Source organism: Lysinibacillus fusiformis, assembly GCF_002845985.1.
Classification (GTDB): Bacteria; Bacillota; Bacilli; order Bacillales_A; family Planococcaceae; genus Lysinibacillus; species Lysinibacillus fusiformis_D.
Window position 1 is genome coordinate 35,909 of sequence record NZ_PDFK01000001.1, and the last position, 20,754, is coordinate 56,662.

15 protein-coding genes and 1 other RNA gene are annotated in these 20,754 nt (G+C 38.5%); 2 read left to right on the plus strand and 14 right to left on the minus strand.

The genetic code is table 11. From position 1 onward, the window contains the following. Positions 1-69: 69 nt before the first annotated feature. The 14 genes from CRI88_RS00350 to CRI88_RS00415 all read right to left on the minus strand — a co-directional run bounded on the left by CRI88_RS00350 (position 70) and on the right by CRI88_RS00415 (position 16,811). The gene (locus CRI88_RS00350) at positions 70-648 is read right to left on the minus strand and encodes an ANTAR domain-containing response regulator (protein ID WP_036118407.1); all 579 of its coding nucleotides are present in this window, start codon (positions 646-648) and stop codon (positions 70-72) included. Then, positions 641-2,047: a sensor histidine kinase gene (locus tag CRI88_RS00355; RefSeq protein WP_231745136.1), complete on the minus strand. Its 1,407-nt coding sequence runs from the start codon at positions 2,045-2,047 to the stop codon at positions 641-643. Before CRI88_RS00355 ends, CRI88_RS00350 begins: the two co-directional genes overlap by 8 nt. A gap of 281 nt (positions 2,048-2,328) precedes the next feature. After that, entirely contained in the window at positions 2,329-4,236 is a 1,908-nt protein-coding gene (locus CRI88_RS00360; protein ID WP_089933170.1) for an ATP-dependent DNA helicase, read from the minus strand. Positions 4,237-4,321: 85 nt separating this feature from the next. Next, positions 4,322-5,458, minus strand: a complete 1,137-nt coding sequence (locus tag CRI88_RS00365) for a THUMP domain-containing class I SAM-dependent RNA methyltransferase (RefSeq protein WP_036118413.1) — start codon at positions 5,456-5,458, stop codon at positions 4,322-4,324. A gap of 3 nt (positions 5,459-5,461) precedes the next feature. After that, positions 5,462-7,207 (minus strand): putative bifunctional diguanylate cyclase/phosphodiesterase, encoded by a 1,746-nt coding sequence (locus tag CRI88_RS00370; protein WP_036118414.1) that lies wholly within the window; start codon positions 7,205-7,207, stop codon positions 5,462-5,464. Between the two features lie 404 nt (positions 7,208-7,611). Then, positions 7,612-7,991: RNase P RNA component class B (rnpB, locus tag CRI88_RS00375), an RNA gene on the minus strand. Between the two features lie 61 nt (positions 7,992-8,052). Then, positions 8,053-8,349 (minus strand): cell division regulator GpsB, encoded by a 297-nt coding sequence (gene gpsB, locus CRI88_RS00380; RefSeq protein ID WP_036118417.1) that lies wholly within the window; start codon positions 8,347-8,349, stop codon positions 8,053-8,055. A gap of 121 nt (positions 8,350-8,470) precedes the next feature. Next, positions 8,471-9,694, minus strand: a complete 1,224-nt coding sequence (locus tag CRI88_RS00385; protein WP_257982855.1) for a ribonuclease H-like domain-containing protein — start codon at positions 9,692-9,694, stop codon at positions 8,471-8,473. A 236-nt stretch (positions 9,695-9,930) separates the two neighbouring features. Further along, entirely contained in the window at positions 9,931-10,989 is a 1,059-nt protein-coding gene (locus CRI88_RS00390; RefSeq protein WP_089933176.1) for a serine hydrolase domain-containing protein, read from the minus strand. 29 nt (positions 10,990-11,018) lie between these two features. Beyond that, positions 11,019-11,987, minus strand: coding sequence for an ABC transporter substrate-binding protein (locus CRI88_RS00395; RefSeq protein WP_089933179.1), 969 nt, complete (start codon positions 11,985-11,987; stop codon positions 11,019-11,021). Positions 11,988-12,085: 98 nt separating this feature from the next. After that, positions 12,086-13,645 (minus strand): helix-turn-helix domain-containing protein, encoded by a 1,560-nt coding sequence (locus CRI88_RS00400; protein WP_180957765.1) that lies wholly within the window; start codon positions 13,643-13,645, stop codon positions 12,086-12,088. 138 nt (positions 13,646-13,783) lie between these two features. Beyond that, on the minus strand, positions 13,784-16,048 hold the full coding sequence (locus CRI88_RS00405; RefSeq protein WP_101966308.1) for a DEAD/DEAH box helicase: 2,265 nt from the start codon (positions 16,046-16,048) through the stop codon (positions 13,784-13,786). Continuing rightward, entirely contained in the window at positions 16,023-16,400 is a 378-nt protein-coding gene (locus tag CRI88_RS00410; protein ID WP_249646058.1) for a YppE family protein, read from the minus strand. Before CRI88_RS00410 ends, CRI88_RS00405 begins: the two co-directional genes overlap by 26 nt. 216 nt (positions 16,401-16,616) lie before the next feature. After that, positions 16,617-16,811, minus strand: coding sequence for a hypothetical protein (locus tag CRI88_RS00415; RefSeq protein WP_036118439.1), 195 nt, complete (start codon positions 16,809-16,811; stop codon positions 16,617-16,619). A gap of 378 nt (positions 16,812-17,189) precedes the next feature. Between CRI88_RS00415 and recU the strand changes: the two genes are divergently transcribed. Both recU and CRI88_RS00425 read left to right on the plus strand, forming a co-directional pair. After that, a complete protein-coding gene (recU, locus tag CRI88_RS00420; RefSeq protein WP_058845086.1) occupies positions 17,190-17,834 on the plus strand; it encodes a Holliday junction resolvase RecU in 645 nt (214 codons plus the stop codon). 2 nt (positions 17,835-17,836) lie between these two features. Then, the gene (locus CRI88_RS00425) at positions 17,837-20,485 is read left to right on the plus strand and encodes a penicillin-binding protein 1A (RefSeq protein WP_089933188.1); all 2,649 of its coding nucleotides are present in this window, start codon (positions 17,837-17,839) and stop codon (positions 20,483-20,485) included. The last annotated feature ends 269 nt before the right edge of the window (positions 20,486-20,754 follow it).

A 20,754-nucleotide genomic window follows, 5' to 3' on the forward strand; every position in this document is an offset into this window, starting at 1 on the left:
CTTTTTCATTATTAAATTTATATAAAAAAAGGCACTTTAAAGAAAAAATCTCTTTAAAGCGCCTTTGCTTCAACTATTGACTTGTAAGGTGTTTATAATTTGCTGTGCAATGTGTACCATTTCCTGTTGTGTTTGCATGCTTTCATTGCGAATCTTACGGTAAGCCTCGTCCTCACTAATGTTTTCAGCCTGCATGAGCAAACCCTTTGCTCGTTCAATGATTTTTCGTTTTTCCAATTGTGTTTGCTTATGTAAGATCTCGCCATTGAGTCGGTTAAATTTATCAATTTGATGAAAAGCAACCTCTAACACAGGCAACACATTTTTCTCAGAAAACGGTTTCATGACATAGCCTAATATATTGTCTTGCTTCATGTATAGCAACAATTCTTTTTCACTGTATGCCGAGATGAAAAGAACGGGTATACCAAGCTGTTGTTCAATAATTTTACTTGCCTTCAACCCATCAAGTTTAGGCATTTTAATGTCCATTAAGATTAATTGCGGTTTATGTAAAAAGGCTAATTCAATGGCTGTTTCCCCATTACTCGCCTGTGCTACTACTTCGTAGCCATTGTCTTCTAACATAAACTTCAAATCAATCGCAATCAGTGATTCATCTTCGACAATCATAACTTTCCTAGTCATTTACGATAAATACCTCCTCACTTACAGGAAACTGAATTTGAGTATGTGTACCTTCTTCACTAGGGATAATTGAAAATGAGCCAGCTAAATCATACTCTACAAGCCTTGTGATAATCTCCATCCCAAAAGATGCCTTCACCTCTTGCATTCCAACGCCGTTGTCAGAAATATGGAGTGAAATAGTAGACTCTTCCTGAATGAATTGAATATCAATGGTTCCTTCATCACGACCGATAAAAGCATACTTTAATGCATTTTGCAGGAGCTCGCAAATAATGAGTGCGAGAGATACCGCTTTTTTTGAATGACAGAATAGCTGCAAATTATCATGTTGAAAGGCTAGTTGAATAGTTGCTGTATTGGACGTATCAATCATTTTATGACCAATTTTTTTAGCTAACGCGATAACATCTACTTTTTCTTCAGCGTTATCTTCATTTTCTAAAATAAGCTCATAAACAGATGAAATACTATATATTCGATTTAATGCCTCTTGAAAAGCACTTGCATTCGCAGCAGACCGATCATTGCGCATTTGCAGGCGTAATAAGCTTGTCACTGTCTGAAGATTATTTTTCACGCGGTGGTGAATTTCTCGTATCGCAAAGGTTTTCATCATTAACTCATTTTCTTTCAGCTTAAGCTCTGTTAGATCATGAATAATGAGTAGAGTGACCTTCTCGTTTTGACTGCGAATCGGAATTTTCTTTACAATAAAGGATTTACGATCAATTGTAATTTCTAAGAAAAAGACATCATCGCCTTTATCATAGACTTCTTGTAAAAAAGGTAAAATTTTATCCAATGCAACATTGTCAAAGTTCTCTAATCCCGATAGCTCAGAAATAAAATGATAGCCAGCAGGATTGCTATAAATCACTTTATTTTCATGATTGGTGAGAATTATGGACTCTACAAGTAAATCAGAAACTACGGGTATCGGTTGCGGATTCGGTTCTACAATATGCTCAATTAAAGCAAAAGGCATATTTTGAAAATCATCTTTCGGTGTCGTTTGCATCTTCACCATTTTTTCCTGAATCAACACAGCAATCACTTGCTGTTGCTCATTAAAAATAGGCATCACATTTTGCTCTACCGTAATCCCTTCCTGCGTAATCGCTCTGGAAATAGAAGATTTTTCTTGATGTTTGAATGCAGCAAATACAGCTGGTTCAAAACTTTCAAATACGAATTTTCCGATAACTGATTTTTCATATAAACCAATTTCCTTTTTCGGGAATGCCTCTGCCACAACAATTGCATGCGGTAAATTTTCCAGCAGGCAATCTATGAACATATAACAATCAGTCAACTCAGCATAATACGTTAGCGTAGCTTCAATTTCTATTAACTTGTCAATATCCGTTGCCGATAGATTTGTATATTTTCTACACAATGATTGAATGTTCGACAGGTTTAAGCCCCCTATCAAGGAATAGTCAGCAAGCAATTTGACTATTCTTAAAAATTCTTGTCATTATTATAAACCTTTTGTGAAATTATTTTCAATACAAAAAATATTTTCTTTCACCAAATTTCGTTGCATTACAAAGAACTATATAGCTTAAAAGAGAAATATTCAACAGTTTTTTAAACCACCACATTATATCCATACCCATAATGTTATTTTAATATATTAAAAAAGCGAGCTTACCTTTATGGCAAACTCGCTTCTTTCTATTTTATTTCTGGTACAACCGCTACTATATTTTCAAAGGCTGCACGTTGTTTTTGTTCTTCTTCATTTAATAAAATATGAATATCTCCATGGTCATTAGATGTACGGATTAAGCGACCCATCCCTTGCTGCAAGCGTAGTTGCATGAAAGGTAGTTCCACTTCTTCAAATGGATTTTCAGCAAACGTACGTTTCGCATCAAATAATGGATCCTGTGGAGGAAATGGTAAATCATAAATAATCACACGTGTTAAGGCTTCCTCAGGTAAATCTAAGCCTTCCCATAAATGATAGGAGCATAATGTTTTAATAGTCCCCTGCTGGAAATCTCGAACAATGGCGGATAGCTCTCGATCTCCTTCAAATGCTACATACATACGCTCCATAATCGGCAATTCTGCCTTAAAGTTTAGCATGGCTTGCTTTGATTTAAATAAAATCAATGTTTGCTCGCCATCACGCAGCAATTGCTGAACACGCGCTGTTTTGTCACGTTGTGTAAGCTCATGTAAATAAATTTTCATCACTTCTTCATAGTCGAATGGAGAAGGCACAGAAAATGATTGGTAATCGCGAATACCTAAACTGTAGGCAATGTAAGAAAAGTCTTTATTGACCGATAATGTGGCAGAAGAAAAGACGATTGGAAGCTTTTTAGAGAATAATTTTTCTGCTAAAACTTCTGTGATTAAACGAGGCATAATGACAAGCGTTTCCTCGCCATCTGTTTCCTCTAACCAATCCACCGCATCTCCCTGTGCTATGAAAATACGTAAGGAAGCCTCATATTGTTCTAAGTATTCTTCCGCCATATTTAACTCATATTCAGGAATCATATACATTTCTGATTCAAAGACGAATTCTTCCATCAAAACTTCCACATCATTTATTAGCTGCTTCCCATAATCAAGTAATGCTTTCGATTTGTTTATACGTTTACGATCCTCATTTGAAGCAACGATATCATCACGAAGCTGATCAAAAAATAGCTCATGATCATCCTGTAATTTTTCCATCGCATACAGTGTACGCTCGCGTACGCCATCTACCATCAATCGCTCTAATAATTGTACGATGGTAGTTGCCTGAACTTTATATGTCATTGCCTTTTGCGCAGCATATTCCAATAAATGCCCTTCATCTAACACAATCATCGATACCTCTGGCAGTAAAGCAAGCTGACCTTCACGCTCACGAGATTCCTTTGTAGCCAAATGCTCCATTAAAAAATCCTGAGAACAAATGACAAGATCTGTTGATTTACGATAATGGGAGCGATGCAACGTTTGCCCACAGCGATTACGCAGCTCACAAACAGAACATTGCATAATGGCATTGTAATTCACTTTTTGCCAATCCTCATCACTAACCGTTGGATAGTCACTACGTTCTCCATATGGCTGTAAAGCAATCATAGAGCCTTGTGCATAGACACCATCAGGGATGGAAAAGGCAATATCATCAATCCATTCATCAGTCTCCACTTTTTCTGCTTCCTCAAAGCGTTTTAAGCATAAATATTGGTCTCTCGATTTTGCAAGACGAACATCTATATCGAGCCCTAACGTTTTTTGGAGTTTATAAATATCGCCCCCCTCTTTCACGAGTTGGTCGATTAATGTTTCATCTGCACAAGCAATTAGCGCAGGCTTCCCTGTGTAGCGTGCATAAGAGATGGCTGGTAATAAATAAGCGATTGTTTTCCCAGTTCCTACGCCTGCCTCTGCAAAGAGGATATTTTTTTCTTTCAGTGCTTGCTCTATTTGATAAGCCATAAAAATTTGCTCATCACGGCATTCAAAGCCTTTTTCAGGTAATTCATCATAAAGGACATCGCCCATCCAATCACCTAATGATTCAAAAAATGAACGGTCCTTTGATAATGCAAATGGTAAAGATTTACGCAATTGATGTTCCCCCTCTAACTATCTGATGCTATTATACGCGACGAAACGGAAGATAAGAAAAGATCTTATCTTCCGTTACTATTCGTTAATCTCTTTTAGACTTTTGACCCCAGAACTGATAATAATTTGTTTCAATAAAACCATTAAATAATTTTCGTTTCTTCGTCGCTTGGCGTCCATATAATTCTTCAAAATTTTTCATGGAGGATAGCATATACACAGACCAAGATGGATAGTTTTTCATGACTTTCCCGACATCACGGATTACCTGCTCCACGACTTCTACATCACCAATACGTTCTCCATATGGTGGGTTCCCAATCATGACACCATCCGTTAACTGTGTTGTAAAATCGCGTGCTTGCATTTGCTTAAACGTGATTAACTCACCAAAGCCCGCTTCTATTGCGTTTTCTTGTGCAATGCTGACCATACGATGGTCAATATCAGAACCAATAATTTCTAATGGCTGATCATAATTGGCTAAACTTTCCGCTTCATCACGGACTTGATCCCAGATGGCCGCTTTCATCCAAGGCCAATCCTCAGAAATAAATTCACGGTTATACCCTGGTGCAATATTTTGTCCAAACATTGCCGCTTCAAGTGTAATAGTACCAGAGCCACAGAATGGGTCAACGAACGGACGATTTGGATTCCACTTCGAAATTTGCACAAGTGCCGCCGCTAACGTTTCCTTTAACGGTGCCTCCCCTTGTGCCTGACGATAGCCACGCTTATGTAAGCCTGCGCCAGATGTATCAATAGTCAGTGTCGCCACATCTTTTAAAATCGAAACCTCAATTTTGTAAGTCGCACCCGATTCATCTAAAAAGCCAAGTCGTTTATAATGCTGTTTCATTCGTTCAACGATTGCTTTTTTGGTAATTGCTTGGCAATCTGGTACACTAAATAATTTCGATTTTACAGATTTCCCTGAAACCGGAAAAGCCGCATCCACAGGTAAATACTTTTCCCATGGTAATGCTTTGACACTTTCGAATAATTGCTCAAAAGATTTTGCTGGGAATTGTCCAACGACTATCTTGACACGATCCGCTACACGCAACCATAAATTGGTGCGTGCGATAGCCGTTTCATCGCCCTCAAAATATACTTTGCCATTTTCAACAGTTGTTTCATAGCCAAGAGCTTTTACTTCTTGGGCCACAATAGACTCTAAGCCCATTGCTGACGTAGCTACTAATTGATAGTTTGCCATAACTTATTTCCTTCCTTGATGCTCAATTTCCCAAAACTCCATAAACTCAATGAGATCGTTTAATGGTAATGGTTTGCTGTAATAATAGCCCTGGATAATATCACAGTTCATTTTACGTAGTATATCCACTTGTTGTGCCTGTTCTACACCCTCAGCAACAACTTTCATTTTTAGGCGATGGGACATTTGAATAATCGCATCTACAACTGCCTGTTTTTCATCGAGTGAGCCAATATGCTGAATAAAGCTTCGATCAATTTTTAAACAATCTAATGGAAAGCGAACTAAATAGCTTAGGGATGAATAGCCTGTCCCAAAATCGTCGATTGAGATTTTAAAGCCTAATTGTTTCAAACGAACCAATTTACTAACCGTCTCGTTCGCACTGTTCATCACCGTTCGCTCCGTCACTTCTATTTCAAAATTATTAGCTGGCATATTATAGCGCTCTAATATGGCTTGTATCGATTCTAAAAAATTCTGCTGTTTAAAGTGTATACTCGATATATTAATGGCAACAGGTATTTTCCAACCCTGTTGCTGCATTTGAATAACTGCCTCACATGCTTTTTCAATAATAAGCTCACTTAACGGAATGATTAAACCCGTATCCTCCGCATAGGAAATAAACTCCGCAGGTGACACAAAGCCTAACCTCTCGCTATTCCAGCGAGCCAGTGCCTCTAAGCCTTGAATTTGCTCATCTTCCATCGAAATCTTCGGCTGAAAATGCAGCTCAAATTCACGGTTTTCTATAGCTTTTCTTAGCTCTGAATCTAGCAATAAAACGCGCTGTGCGTCTGTTTGTAGTTCATCAAAATAAAAGGAATAGCCGTTTAATTCATTCTTTTTGGAATAGGTCATTGCTCGATCTGCACAATTGATGAGTTGTTCTGTATTTTTACCATCTACTGGATAAACACTAATACCCACACTTGTCGACATAAAAACTTCCTGACCGTTAATCATCATTGGTTGTTCGATACAACTAATAATTTGATCAGCAAATTTTGCAGCCTCTTTCACATTTTTCACATTGGTTAAAGTAATGACGAATTCATCGCCACCATATCTAGCAATAATGTCTTTGTTTTTTAGTAGCTGTTTTAGACGATTTGCTACTTCTTTCAAAATTAAATCTCCAACAGCATGGCCTAATGTATCATTAATTTGCTTAAATCGATCCAAATCTAAGAAATAGATCGCATGCTGCACTGAATGAGAAATAGCAGAAGTCGATTCTAAGAGATTATCCATTCTTTCAATATAGGCAAAACGATTGGATACATCTGTTAATGAATCCGTAAGCAAACGCTTTTCTAATTCGTTTTCTACTATTTTTCTTTCAGACAAATCTGTGAAAATACCACAGTAATTTGTAACCTCACCCTCATCGTTGGTTACACAAACAATTGTTAACCATTCAGGATATACGTCTCCAGTTTTACGACGATTCCATATCTCACCTTGCCAAATGCCTTCTTGTCGTATCTGTTCCCACATCTCTAAATAGAATGGCAACTCATGTACACCTGATTGTAATACGGCTGGCGTTTTTCCAACCACCTCATCACGTGTATAGCCTGTAACAAATTCAAAGGCAGGATTGACCATTACTATCTTTTTGAATTCATCTGTAATCATGATACCTTCAGATACATTTTCGAAGATTTTAAGTATTAAGGTAGTCGGATATTTAGAAATTAGCTTTAGTTTATCCATACTTTCCCAATTGTTTACTCCGTTCATGTTTCCGCTCCATCCTATCTCTCTATACTCCCCCTCAAAGGGCATTTATGTCAGGTTAACCGGTATGTAATCCATTCCGCCTCAGCTAATTGTGTCCAGATATTTTCGAACTTACATGTTCTGCAAATTACTAAAATCTGCGCCATTCGCCAGAGGCTTTATCTTGATCAACGGGTGTTTAGACACCCGATAAAATATGCCATCAAGAGCAATACATCACGTGGATGCGATAGCCGTTTTCAGATGTTATGACTTAGAAGCGGTAGCGATATATTCGCCATTTTCAAACGTATCGCGCATACCAAGACTTGATTAACAAGGTTACTTTTTCCTCATGAACTCAAAATAAAAGCTCTCCACCGAATTGGAGAGCGTTTGATATTTCGTAGATAAGCATCAAAAAATTCCATAAGCCATGTTTTGTTCCTGAGTACTCAAACAGCTTGCGCCTCGTACGATCAGGTGGTAACCATCTATCTACAGAGCATACTCTGTCCCTCTATCCGTTCAATTCCTTCAAGAGAGTGCCCCTACCATAATTTGGGTTTCTCACTCGTGGGGTTTACCTCGTTCCACCTTGCATGTTTCCAAGCAAGCTTCGTCACTGTGGCACTTTCAGGAAGTGTCAACCATATCCTAGGACTTAGGTTTTCCTTCCGCCGTCAGCTTGAACAGCTGCCTTACCTTATTTTTTCAGTAAGCACGAACACTACGGACATCTCAGAACCGTGTGAGCATGGACTTTCCTCTACGACGTCTAGCGCCGCAGCGATTACCAGAATTTCATGATGATACGAAAGATTATACTAGAGTTTTATGTTAAATACAATATAATTAATAAAAAATTATTCGTATAGCTTGCTGCCAAATACATGCTTTTCCAAATTAGAAAGACGTTTTAAAATATCAAAATTAGTTGTACCAGCAGCTGCTGATGCAACTGGTTGTCTCTTTGGGGTACTATCAATTTCTTCTTTTAACTGTCTATTTTCTTCACGTAGTTGGGCCACCGCTTTTTCAAACGTTTCATAATCTTGAATAATTTCATCAAGAAAAGAATCTACTTCTTCTACATTGTAGCCTTTAAAGTTCTTTTTAAATTCCTTTTCAAGGATCATTTTTGACGTTAATTTAATGTCCATTCACATCGCCCTTCCTCACACTACATACACGAATACATTATAGCATACTTCATCACATTATATCGTCTGAAAACACCAATTGTAAGGCTAAACTTGTCGTTTCTTGCGCTTCCCCAGGAAATTATTTCTTATTTCCTAATCTGTGTAATCGCTTTTCCCACGAAATTTCCCATTTTTGTTTTTGTTCTATTCTCCATTGCTCATGATTTTGAATAAGACGTATGCCTTCTTGCGTATAATAAAGGGCCTGGTCATAGTCTTTCATTTGATGCTCATAAAGTATGGCTAACTGCTCAAGGGCATGTAACTTTGTCCTTGGTTCAACAAAATGGAGAGAGGCTACAAATGAGTCAATAGCTTCATTATAACGTTTTCCCTTTTTATGCTGTAACGCTAAATAATATTGAGCATTCCCCGCTTCTAGTGCATCAAATTGCATTGTCACCTTTTCTAAAACCCTTACGCTTTGTGTGCTTTCTTTTAAATCGCCATACCATTTCCCAATATTGGTGAAGGTTTTTGCTGATTCCTCATGCTCCTCTTCAAACAATAATTGCGTTGAATGACTATAAAGTGTGATGAGGGACAGTAAATCCCACTCATTATGAAGCAGCACCTTCATAAGAGCGTCAGGTATGCCACTTTTCACAGCATCTAAATAAATAATTGGTGCAAGATGGCCTGGAATATCTCCTATACGAGAAAAACCAAGTTTCTCTTCCTCCACAGATTTTAATTTTAAGCGCTCCATATCATTTTTCCATAAACGCTTCGAACTATGCAACAAATCAATCTGTCGCTGCGCTCGTAATTTTGGTAATGTTTTTTGATGGAGCGTCCATCTCGTTTCAAGTTGCGGCCAATCAAAGCTTTTCCCATTGTAGGTAATCACAGTCGCTGATTTTTGCCAAAGCTTTGATTCAAACAAGAAAGCTGCCTCATGTGCAGGATCTGCAAGAATATATTGAGTCAATTTAAAACATTCTTCGTCTACCTCTAAAAACCCAAGCAAAAAAATATGCGTACCAACACCTTTTAAGCCCGTCGTTTCCGTATCAAAAAATAATACAGGCTCCTGTAAATCAAGTGCATAAGGATGGTCAAATTCGGCACCCTGCCATTTTTTCAAGGCATCAAAGAATGACTGTAGCTGATAATGACCATGCTGATAAGAAAACGGATACTGCACATGGCGCTTAAACACAATCCCAAAATCATTTTCTACAACCGTAAGCCCCGCCTTTTCCCAGCGCTCGGTATAGCTCGGCTTAGCTGGCTTTTGATAAGCTAGTTCTTCTACCTTTTGTTGAGCTGCCGTTGGTTTTTTACCAAGCATTTTTTTCATTTGTAGTATTTTATTTTCGTAAGACATGCATTTCACTCATTTTCTGCTTATAGTATAAGACTCTCTTGCAAGATTACCATGATTGTTAGACTCATTCAAAGTCATTTCGTCTAGTTTTTCACACTGACGAGCAGAAGTTAACCTAAAACTATCACGACCTATAGCATACTATCCACAGAATTAAGATAAAAAAACTCAATGGAAAAAGTCCCACTGAGTTTCTATCTGTATCACATTCAATGAAATATATATGTTTCAATTTGCTGTAACCAATCTGATACGCTTTCATGCAGGTTATCTTCTGTATGGTATTCTACATTATTGAGGATAATAATGGTGTAATCAGTCTCTATATAACGGCATAACATCGTGGTATAACCTGGCCAACCACCACTATGGAATACCTTTTTCCCTGTTTTTGGTGATTGATCAATGAACCAACCAAAGCCACATGGTGTCTTTTGACCATCCTTTGTCACAATTGAGGACAGAGCCAATTCAAGAGATGATGCACAAAGCAAATCCCCCCTTTTTAGTGCTCTATCCAACGAAAGTAAGTCCATTATGGTTGAATGAATCATTCCATCTCCTTGGATTCCGTCTAAATAGTTCACAAACTCATAACCTGGAAGGTCGTCAGGCAAGGAGATTAATGCACTATTCTCATCACGGATATAGCCAAAAGCAAAATCCTCAACATCTTCAGGATGATACCTGCGATTCATGACCCTTGTTCGTTGCATTGCTGACGGTTTAAATATATGCTGTAACATGAACATGGCATAGGACATATCTGATACTTTTTCAATTATCATTGCCAGGCAAACATAACCTGTATTACTATATTGATACTTTTCACCTGAGTCAAAATAGAGCGGTGGTCTATGTTCCGTTAGTAAACGTAGTACATCTCTATTCGTCGCAATACAATGATGATCCCAGTGGCTTTCGAATAATTCCATATAATCTGGCAATCCAGATGTATGTGTTAATGCATGTCGTAAAGTAATGGTTTCGTATGGAAATGAGGGAATCCATTTCTTGATAGTGTCATCATAATTAAGTTTCCCTTGTTCCTCGAGAATCATAATGCCCATGGCTGTCATAGGCTTCGTTACTGAAGCTAACTCAAATAAGGAATTTTCGGAAAGCTTCTTGCCACTATGGTAATTTGATAAGCCAAAAGTACCTATATAAATAGGTTTACCTTCCTTCGCTACTAAAATATTGCCTGAGAAAAGCCCTTGTTCAAATTTTGACATAAATAGTTGCTCAAGTTCCTCTGATAATTTCACACAATCGCTCCTTATCACCTTTACGTATTTTAGTTACCTAATGCTTCCATAGTTGCTTCTAAAATACGAATTCGACCATTCAATGTCCCTCCACCCATTACCAATGGATCTACAGCATTAATAAAAACTTGATTGCTTTCGACTGCCTTTAATCCTTTCCAAACTGGGCTTTGTTGAAGCTCCTCAAGTATACTTCCATCCATATCATTTTCATAAAGATCATACTGAATAAAAATATAATCTGGATTGGCTTGATAGAGGCCCTCCAAAGTAATAACGGTTTGCTGATTCACCTTGTTAATAGCTTCTGGCACAGGGAGATTCAATTCACCGTATAGTACATCATTGAGAAATACGTCTTTAGGGTAAATCATCATTTCGCCACCTCGAATACGTATGGCTACTATATCCTTGTCTTGGAATGAATCGAGATAATGGATAGCATTTTGCTTATCCTGATGGTATTTATCAATAAGTGTTTTTGCTTTTTCAGCCTTTCCAGTAATCTCAGCTAGCATTTCAAGATTCTCCTGCCAATCTGGTCCATAATGAGAAGTTGGAATTACTGGTGCGATTTTCTCTAACTGTTCTAAAACTTTTGGATCTTCCATATCTGTACTGATAATTAAATCTGGTGCAAGTTGCAAAACGTACTCCAAACTGTCCCCACTCGTTGTTAATAAAGGAATTGTATTCGCCGTAACGTCGCCAAAAAAACTGGGGAATGGCTCCTCATCACTACCAATTGCACTTGCTGCATAGGGTTCTATGCCCAAAATCACAGCATCCTCAATGGATTCAAAGGCATTTAAAAAGAGAATTTTCTCTGGTTTTACTGGAACGCTGTAATGATTATTTAAATAAGTAATTTTTGTTGTCTGTTCTTCACTTTCCTTTTTTTGCAAGACAGATGATGTTGATTCTTCCTTATCTTTTGTACATGCAGATAAAGTTAAAGTTAATACTATGATGCTTAAAATGACCATAGTTTTTTTCATCAAGAACGCCTCCTTTTACGCTAATCTCAATTGAGAATGAAAACTATTATCAATAATAAACAAGCGTTCTTTTGGCGTCCATGTAGAAAAGGCGGATTTTATAATGAATTATCTGCGGTTAACAATTGCATGACTTCTTTTACAATCAGTAAATGTGGCAACGGAGCATAGTCGCGCCATGGAAAATGAGTAAGTGTATAGACGGAATCATTTCGCACTGATTTCAATTCAAGCCACAGCTCATCTGATTGAAGCTCGTCCCATTTCATCATCGATTCTTCGTCTTCATAAACAAGTACCATGATGAAATCTGGATTCATTTCAGATAATTGCCCAATTGTAATAGGTTCTTGTGTGTCAGAGATCATCACATTTAGTCCTAGGTCCTCCAGCAAAACTTCTTGAATACTTCTATCCTGATACAGATAGCATTCATCCCCTCTCACTAACAAAAATAACATACTTCGCTCATGGCAAATGTACGCTAAGCTAGCAACCGCCTCTTGTACAGTTTGTTCGTATTCTATAAGCCATTTCCTTGCTTCCATCTCTGCATCTAGGATTTTTGCAACCTCTAGCAACTGTTCACGCCATGATAAACTGCTCCACGCAAGTCGATAAACATGGCCTCTCTTTTGTAATATCGTCAACTGCTCATCCGTCACATTATCTAAGCAAAATATATAATCATATTGCAGATTTTCTTGTAGAAGTAACGCCATATTTTCATTTAAAACGGCTGGCGTTCTGCCCACAGCTAGCTGAATAGGTACATGATTGCCAAAAGTCTTATAGTAATGAAATCGCCATGTTGGATGGAGCGGTGCTGCAATGGGGATATAATGTAGTGGTGCAAGCAAGCCAAAAAAGGAACTATCTAAAACAGCGATGTTTTTTCTACGACTTTTCATAAATAGAGAGGGAGACATACCCATTTGTTGTTTGAATCGACGACTGAAGTAAAACTCGTCTTTATACCCAACCTCACTTGCAATTTCTCGAAGGGTTTTACCTCCTTTTATTAAAAGCCATTTAGACGCTTCCATTCTTATATTCATTAAATACTGGATGGCACTAATACCAAACTGTTTTCGAAATAGTTCCATATAATATTTAGCACTTATATTCATCATTTGGGCTAAATCTTTCACTTGAATAGCTTCTTGAAAATGATACTCCATATGTTGTTTTGTTTTTTCTAACATATGTTGCAAGTCTCTATTAGAGGTTTTACGATGCTGAGTGATGGTATGTAAAAGCAAGTAAAAATGTGCTTGGCTTAATAAAATGTCCTCTTTGATAGGACTCTCAACCAATGCCATTAGACTGTTACAAAGACGGATGATTTCTTCTGTTTGTTCAAGATTTATCTCTTCTCTTCTATCAGTCTTCGCCTCCATCTGTGGGAGAGCATTAAAGGTAATAAGGTAAACTGTAGTTAACTTCTCTAAATCCACCTTTAAGATAAGCTCGCTCTGAGCAGGGCAAAGGTAGACACTATCTTTAAGCAGCCTGTGTTGGTGATTTCCAAAAGCCAAATTAGCAGTCCCCTTTGTGGTAAACAGTAAGCAATGGCTCTCAAGTCTTTGTTGATAATGCCGTTTCGTCTTGCTTGATAAAATTTTAATATCAAGAAAATGAAAAAGAAAATGTGTCATTTGGTCGAATAGCAAATCGACTTCCTCCTTCCCACAAGCGTAGTAGGTAACCCTCGTTTTAACAAATAAGATGATACTATTTATAAAATATAAAAGGGCTTGAGGAACGAACTTGCTTATTCCCTAAGCCCTTTTTATTTAATTTAACAGTCGAAGAAGATCTATCACTCTTTTCTTCCCTTGCTCTAAACTATCTTGCGCCCCAATACAGGACGGACAACCTGATTCACAAGGACAGCTCGATACATGTTGTAGCGTTTTGTTTAACAGTTCTTCCCATAGTGCAAATACTCTCTCACTTAAACCGATCCCACCTGGATACTTATCATAAACAAAGAACGTTGGTAACTCATTGTGTGATGCCTTTACTTGCGGCACAACTGCTACATCACTACTATCACACTGGATAAAAATCGGGATAAAAGCGTTCATCGCATAAGCAGCTCCTACCATAGCATCCGTTAATTCTGCCTCTGACCATTGAGACACCCTATTGAACGAAAGCCACGAAGCACTTGTATGCATTTCATCTGGCGGGAGGTGGATAGGCCCTGAACCGATATTGTCATGTGTGCCGAAGCGGATTTTCTTAAAGATCGTTGCTTGTGCGACTAAGCCAACATCGCCAAAACTAATCGTACCGCCTCCATAGGGACGGCTACGATCCTCCTCTAGCACCTTCATTTCGACTGCTAGATTGGCATCTGTATAGTAATCCACATCTACTTCACGGACAAAGGCTTTCTTTTCTTCCCAATCGAGCTTCTCCACTTGAAATTGAATACCTTGGTGTAGGTAAATGGCTTCTTCATGTAAAAGGGTCATGGCACTATGACGATCCATTTCTCCAATCACCTTTGTCTGTGCAGGGACGGACAGATCAATTATGACCACATTTTCCTGTGACGCAGAGCGCAGGCTAATATCATGCGCAGGAAAACGATCACTCATCCAATGCCATTTGTCACTCGTCTTAAAGACAACCCCTTCCTCCGCCAAGTAATCCAACAATTCCTGTATGTCATATTCTCCATACGAATCGCCTGTTGAAAAGGGTAGCTCGAAGGCAGCACATTTCAAATGGTCCATTAAAATCAACATATTTTCTGGATAGATACGCGCTTCCTCAGGCGTACTACCGAGCAAAAACAAAGGATGATTGACCACATACTGATCCAATGCAGAAGATTGTGCAACATATATAATCAATGCCTCATCCTGACGTCTTCCCGCACGTCCTGCTTGCTGCCAAGCACTTGCAATATTTCCCGGGTAACCTGTCATAATACAAGCTTGTAATTGACCGATATCAACACCTAGTTCTAATGCATTGGTGCTAACCACTGTTTGAATCGTACCCTCACGCAAGCCTTTTTCGATGACACGTCGCTCAGAGGGCAAGTATCCACCTCGATAGCCACGCACAGATTCATCGAGTAGCTTATTGCGAGTGAGCTCCTTTAAGTACGTGACAATCATCTCGACTCGTACTCGACTTTTGGCAAAAATGATGGATTGAATGCCAGCTATGTACAACCTTTTGGCTAAATCACTAACCTCTAACACGGCACTTCTACGCACCCCAAATGTTTTATGAATAATTGGTGGGTTATAAAAAAGGAAGGTTTTTTTGCCAACAGGTGCGCCTGAATCAGCAATTAGTGCATGTGATTCATTCGTCAGAAGCTCAGCAAGTTCTTTCGGGTTTTTAATGGTAGCTGATGTACAAATAAACACCGGCTTACTACCATAAAACTCACAAATACGCTTTAGTCTTCGAATAACGTGGGCAACATGCGAACCAAATACCCCTTTATATGTATGCAATTCATCAATAACGATATACTGCAAATTTTCAAAGAGTGAGACCCATTTAGTATGATGTGGCAAAATTCCGGAATGCAGCATATCGGGGTTCGTCATAACGATATGCCCTGCCTTTCGAACTTTTTGGCGAATGCCTGGCGCCGTATCTCCATCATACGTATAACTTAAAATTTCCTCGCCACTTTGCTCAATGAGTTCATTTAAATCATTTTTTTGATCCTGTGCTAATGCCTTTGTTGGAAATAAATAAATGGCCCGCGCATTTTTATCTTCTATTATTTTTTGCAGCACTGGTAGATGATAGCAATAGGATTTACCCGAAGCAGTTGGCGTAACCGCTGTAAAAGATGTACCATGCTGCGCCAAATCAAAGGCTTCTCGCTGGTGTGTATATAGTTGCTCGATACCCCTTGCCTGTAGTGCTTTCACTAGGGATGGGTGTAAATTTCCTGGGAAAGGTGCATATTTGGCTGGTCGACTTTCTAGTGTTTGCCAATGTAAAATACGCTCTTTTAATTCTTCATCGTATCTCCATTCCTGTAAAAGCTCACTAATCGTTCGTTTCTTCGATAGCATCCGATTCCTCCTCCTTTATTAATCGTTCAAAGGTTTTTAAAGTATAGGAGGTAGAATGGGTCGCATCTAAAAAACGTTTTTTACTAGTTTCTTTATAAAAAGATTGCACAACAAATTGCTCCATCGATTCTACCACTGAAGCAATTTGCTGCGTATGCATATATTTCGGTTTATTTTTTTGAATCCATGTATTGGCCTCTTGCTGCCATTCCTTCAATAGTTGATGAATTTCATCAGCGTGTGGTTTCACCTCTTGGAAAAAATCAGGTGTCCGATCTTCCTCACGCATTTGCCAGAATCGTAAAACACATTGTTCACATTCATCTATTAATTGGGATGTTTGCTGAATCACTAACAATTTTGCACCTCATCTCTCATCAATTACGCATAAGCAAATATATTTCGTAGTCACTGCATATACATGGTGAGTATATTTTGTCCAACAAAGCAACTATGGAAATATCACGCTCTTGATCTTTATTCACCGCTATTTCATGGTAAATAATGTATCAATTTTAATGCTATTGTGTTAGTTCAATTGCTTATGAGATAAGTGTACCAAAGTCTATCATTTTTCACTACTAATAGGCGAACAAGCATTCTTTACTTGCCAGTTCTTTTCTGCTAAGCTTACTTTCTGGCTAACCGCTTGAAGCTGCATAAAAAAGTGCAAACTATGTGCATTGTTTTCCAGGGACACTCTCGTGAAAAGTAATTGATTGACCAGATCTAACTGCGCAACTAATTGTTCTAACTTGTTCAATATAACGCCTCCTTTGCTTTACTTTAGTATTCCTCGTATGTATAGAATTACCTTCAAGCGTGACAAAATAAGCGTAAGTTAGCTGAAAGAAGAAGATTTTCGATAAATTTTTAAAAATGAACCTTCAACCTAAAAAAACGTCTTCTATGAAAGATCTGAAAGGGACATATTTTCAGCCAATTCATGACTAAAATTAATCAGTTATTTTGACGATTCGAGTAAAATAGAAGCTAGTGATTTTTCGACGTAATTTGTTTCTACTTCCCATCTGTTCTCTACGATTCTATTAGCAATAACATGACTGATGGAGGTAGAGAATAGCCGCTAAAACATGGTAAACTAGTGTATAGAAAAGCAGTATGATAAAGGGTGAGTTGAATGACAATTCGTTATCCAAACGGAAAATTGTATACGCCGAATGTGTCTGTACAGAAAACAGAAAAAAAAAGGAATAGCAAAGATTTGTCTTTTAGTAATCGTGGCAAGACTCTAGAAGATGAAATTAATGAAGCAAACGACTATTATATAAAAAGGCGACTTGCTATCATTCATAAGAAACCTGTTCCTGTGCAAATCGTCAAAGTAGAGTACCCTTCACGAAGTGCTGCTGTTATTCGTGAAGCATATTTTCGAACACCCTCTACAACCGACTACAATGGTGTTTGGAATGGGCATTATATAGATTTTGATGCAAAGGAAACGGCTTCCAAAACGAGCTTCCCCTTAAAAAATATTCATGAGCATCAAATGATCCATATGCAGCAAGTGACGGAACAAAATGGTATGGCTTTTATTATCGTTCGCTTTTCTGCCTTTGAACGATATTTTATTGTGCCCTACGAAGTTTTACAAAAGGCCTGGCAAGCAATGGAGAATGGCGATCGTAAATCGATACCCTTTTCAACGATTGAAGAAGAGGCATATGAAATTCCTACAAGTTATTATCCACGTATCGATTACTTACCCATTATCCAACAATGGATCGATGCAACATGCTTCAGGTCTGAAAGTGAGGAGAAATAAGAATGACTGAACGTCGTCGAACACGTGGAGAGCACCAAAAAGCTCTCGCTGAAAAAAATAAAAAAGGTAAGAAAAAAACAACATCATCTTCACCTGCTAAGACGTGGTTTAAACGTATTTTCTTAACACTCTTAGCAATCGGTGTGGCGGGCTTCATTGGAGGCGCTGGATTGTTTGCCTACTATGCAAGCACAGCTCCAGAGCTTGATGAAGAATTATTAAAGGACCCTGTTTCTTCAGAGTTCTACGATAAAAACGGTGAACTATTTGCTACAATCGGTGCTGAAAACCGTAAATATATAAAGTATGAAGATATACCTGAAGATATGGTCAATGCTATTCTCGCAACGGAAGATGTGCGCTTTTTTGAGCACCACGGCATGGACTTTTATCGTCTAGGCGGTGCTATTTTGGCAAACTTCCGTGATGGCTTTGGTGCACAAGGTGCGTCTACCCTGACACAGCAAGTTGTCAAAAACTCATTTTTACAAAACGAGAAAAAACTAAAGCGTAAGGCACAAGAAGCTTGGCTAGCCTTCCAACTAGAACGTAAGTATTCAAAAGAAGAGATTTTTGAAATGTACTTCAATAAAATGCTCATGTCGGGTCGTATTTACGGGTTCGGAACAGCAGCACAATATTTCTATGGTAAAGAATTAAAAGATTTAACATTAGATGAAGAAGCATTATTAGCAGGATTAGTCCAACGACCAAATGCTTATAATCCATTAAAAAACCCTGAGCTTGCAAAAAAACGTCGTAATACGGTTTTAGGCTTAATGCATCAACATGGAAAAATTACAAAAGCTGAGATGGAAGAAGCAAAACAAATGGAAGTCCAATCAGGTCTAGCGGATGATGCAACACGTCAATCATTTGCAGGTTCGAAATATGATGCCTTCCTCGATATTGTGATTAATGAATTAGAAAATAATGGTGATGGAACAGCGATGGCAGAAGGAATTAAAGTTTATACAACACTTGATCCGAATGCCCAACAAGTTGTAGAAAACGTAATGAACGACGACAGTAATTTCCCTACTGAAGAAATTCAGTCAGGTGTAGCTGTCATCGATACAAAGACTGGTGCCATTCAAGCCGTTGGTGGTGGTCGTCATTACGGTGCTGAGCGTGGTTTCAACTATGCAGATGACCTAACAAAAAATCAACCTGGTTCCACAATGAAACCATTAGTTGACTACGGTCCAGCAATTGAATATTTAAAATGGTCTACAGGTCAAACACTTGTCGATGAACCAATGAACTATACAAATTCAAAACAAACAATCACAAACTGGGATGGCAGATATATGGGGGCCATGACGGCACGTAAAGCGTTATATGCATCACGTAACGTACCAGCTGTCAAAGCATTACAAGAAGTTGGTACTGACAAAGCAAAAGAATTTGTAGGGCGTTTAGGAATTGAAACGGAAAATCTATATGAGTCAGATGCGATTGGTGGAGGTGCCATTACAATCTCCCCTATCCAAATGGCTGCTTCCTATGCTGCTTTCGGCAATAACGGGGTCTATACAGATCCACATGCCATTACAAAAATCGTCTACCGTGACGGTAAAACATCTAAAAATTACACACCTGAGCCTAAAGTGGCTATGAGCGATTACACAGCTTATATGGTGACAGATATGCTACGTGATGTCGTTGGCAATAAACCAGATGCATCTGGTACTGCTGCCAATGTACCTGGCTTAGATATCGCAGGTAAAACAGGTACAACCAACTACTCAGCAGAAGATTTTAGCAAATATAATTTACCAAATACAAGTGTACCAGACTCATGGTTTGCGGGTTACACAACAAACTACTCCATTGCTATCTGGAGTGGTTATGAAAAACACTTTGATCCAATTACAACGTGGGAGGAACGTCGATTACCACAAAATTTATTTAAATCAATTATGCAAGATATTTCATCAAATGTTGAAAATACAAGCTTTAAAAAGCCAAATACCGTTGTAGAAGCAACGATTGAAGTCGGCTCTAAACCACTTAAATTAGCAAGTGATTATACACCTAGCGAACTACGTCAAACAGAACTATTCGTTCGTGGTACTGAACCAACAGAGGTGTCGAGTGTGTACGAGGCTCCAGAATTATCTACACCTTACAATGTATCAGCAAGCCTAGATTTAGGAGCACAGTCTATTAATATCTCTTGGGAACATGATGCGATCCTAGATCCAAAAACAGATGAACCATTACCAACTTCATTTGAAGTAACTGCCAAACGTGATGGCGGAGAATCAATAACGCTTGGTACAACAGACAGCAAAGGCTTAACTGTTGGCAACACGCTTGAAGATGGTAATTACACAATCTCTGTCGTAGCCATTGTAGATGGCACACGCAGTGAACCTGGCACAACTACCTTCCAAATCACAAGTACGCCTGAGGAAGATTTAGAAACAGAAGACCCAGATGAGCCAGAAATCGATTTACCAACAGATCCTGGTCAAGAAGACAATGACAACGGGAATGACGACAATGGCAATAACAACAATAATAATGGCAATGGGCAAGGTAATAACGGTAACGGTAGCAACAGTGGTAATAATGATGGCAATCAACAGCCAACCCCTCCTACCGAACCAACCAACCCAATAGAAGAAGACCAAAGCTCAGAATAAACACAAAGCCGAGAAGCAGCAATTTGCTTCTCGGCTTTTTAAATTCGTTCTTAACACTTTGTTGCACTTTATTAGTGCTCTATCGATCAATTCTGGCGCTCTATCCATCACTTTGCTCATTCTATCCGCTACTTTTGACTTTCTATCCACCACTTCTTGCACTTTATCCGCTACTTGGCACTCTATCCATCACTTTGCTCATTCTATCCGTTACTTTTGGCATTTTATCCATCACTTCTTGCTCTTTATACGCTACTTGGCACTCTATC

What these genes read in the sequence shown, in the direction of transcription:
- CRI88_RS00425 (WP_089933188.1), top strand. Translation starts at nt 17,837, where the DNA reads ATGACTGAACGTCGTCGAACACGTGGAGAGCACCAAAAAGCTCTCGCT.
- CRI88_RS00400 (WP_180957765.1), bottom strand. Translation starts at nt 13,645, where the DNA reads ATGACACATTTTCTTTTTCATTTTCTTGATATTAAAATTTTATCAAGC.
- recU (WP_058845086.1), top strand. Translation starts at nt 17,190, where the DNA reads ATGACAATTCGTTATCCAAACGGAAAATTGTATACGCCGAATGTGTCT.
- CRI88_RS00370 (WP_036118414.1), bottom strand. Translation starts at nt 7,207, where the DNA reads ATGAACGGAGTAAACAATTGGGAAAGTATGGATAAACTAAAGCTAATT.
- CRI88_RS00350 (WP_036118407.1), bottom strand. Translation starts at nt 648, where the DNA reads ATGACTAGGAAAGTTATGATTGTCGAAGATGAATCACTGATTGCGATT.
- CRI88_RS00385 (WP_257982855.1), bottom strand. Translation starts at nt 9,694, where the DNA reads ATGAAAAAAATGCTTGGTAAAAAACCAACGGCAGCTCAACAAAAGGTA.
- CRI88_RS00405 (WP_101966308.1), bottom strand. Translation starts at nt 16,048, where the DNA reads ATGCTATCGAAGAAACGAACGATTAGTGAGCTTTTACAGGAATGGAGA.
- CRI88_RS00395 (WP_089933179.1), bottom strand. Translation starts at nt 11,987, where the DNA reads ATGAAAAAAACTATGGTCATTTTAAGCATCATAGTATTAACTTTAACT.
- gpsB (WP_036118417.1), bottom strand. Translation starts at nt 8,349, where the DNA reads ATGGACATTAAATTAACGTCAAAAATGATCCTTGAAAAGGAATTTAAA.
- CRI88_RS00365 (WP_036118413.1), bottom strand. Translation starts at nt 5,458, where the DNA reads ATGGCAAACTATCAATTAGTAGCTACGTCAGCAATGGGCTTAGAGTCT.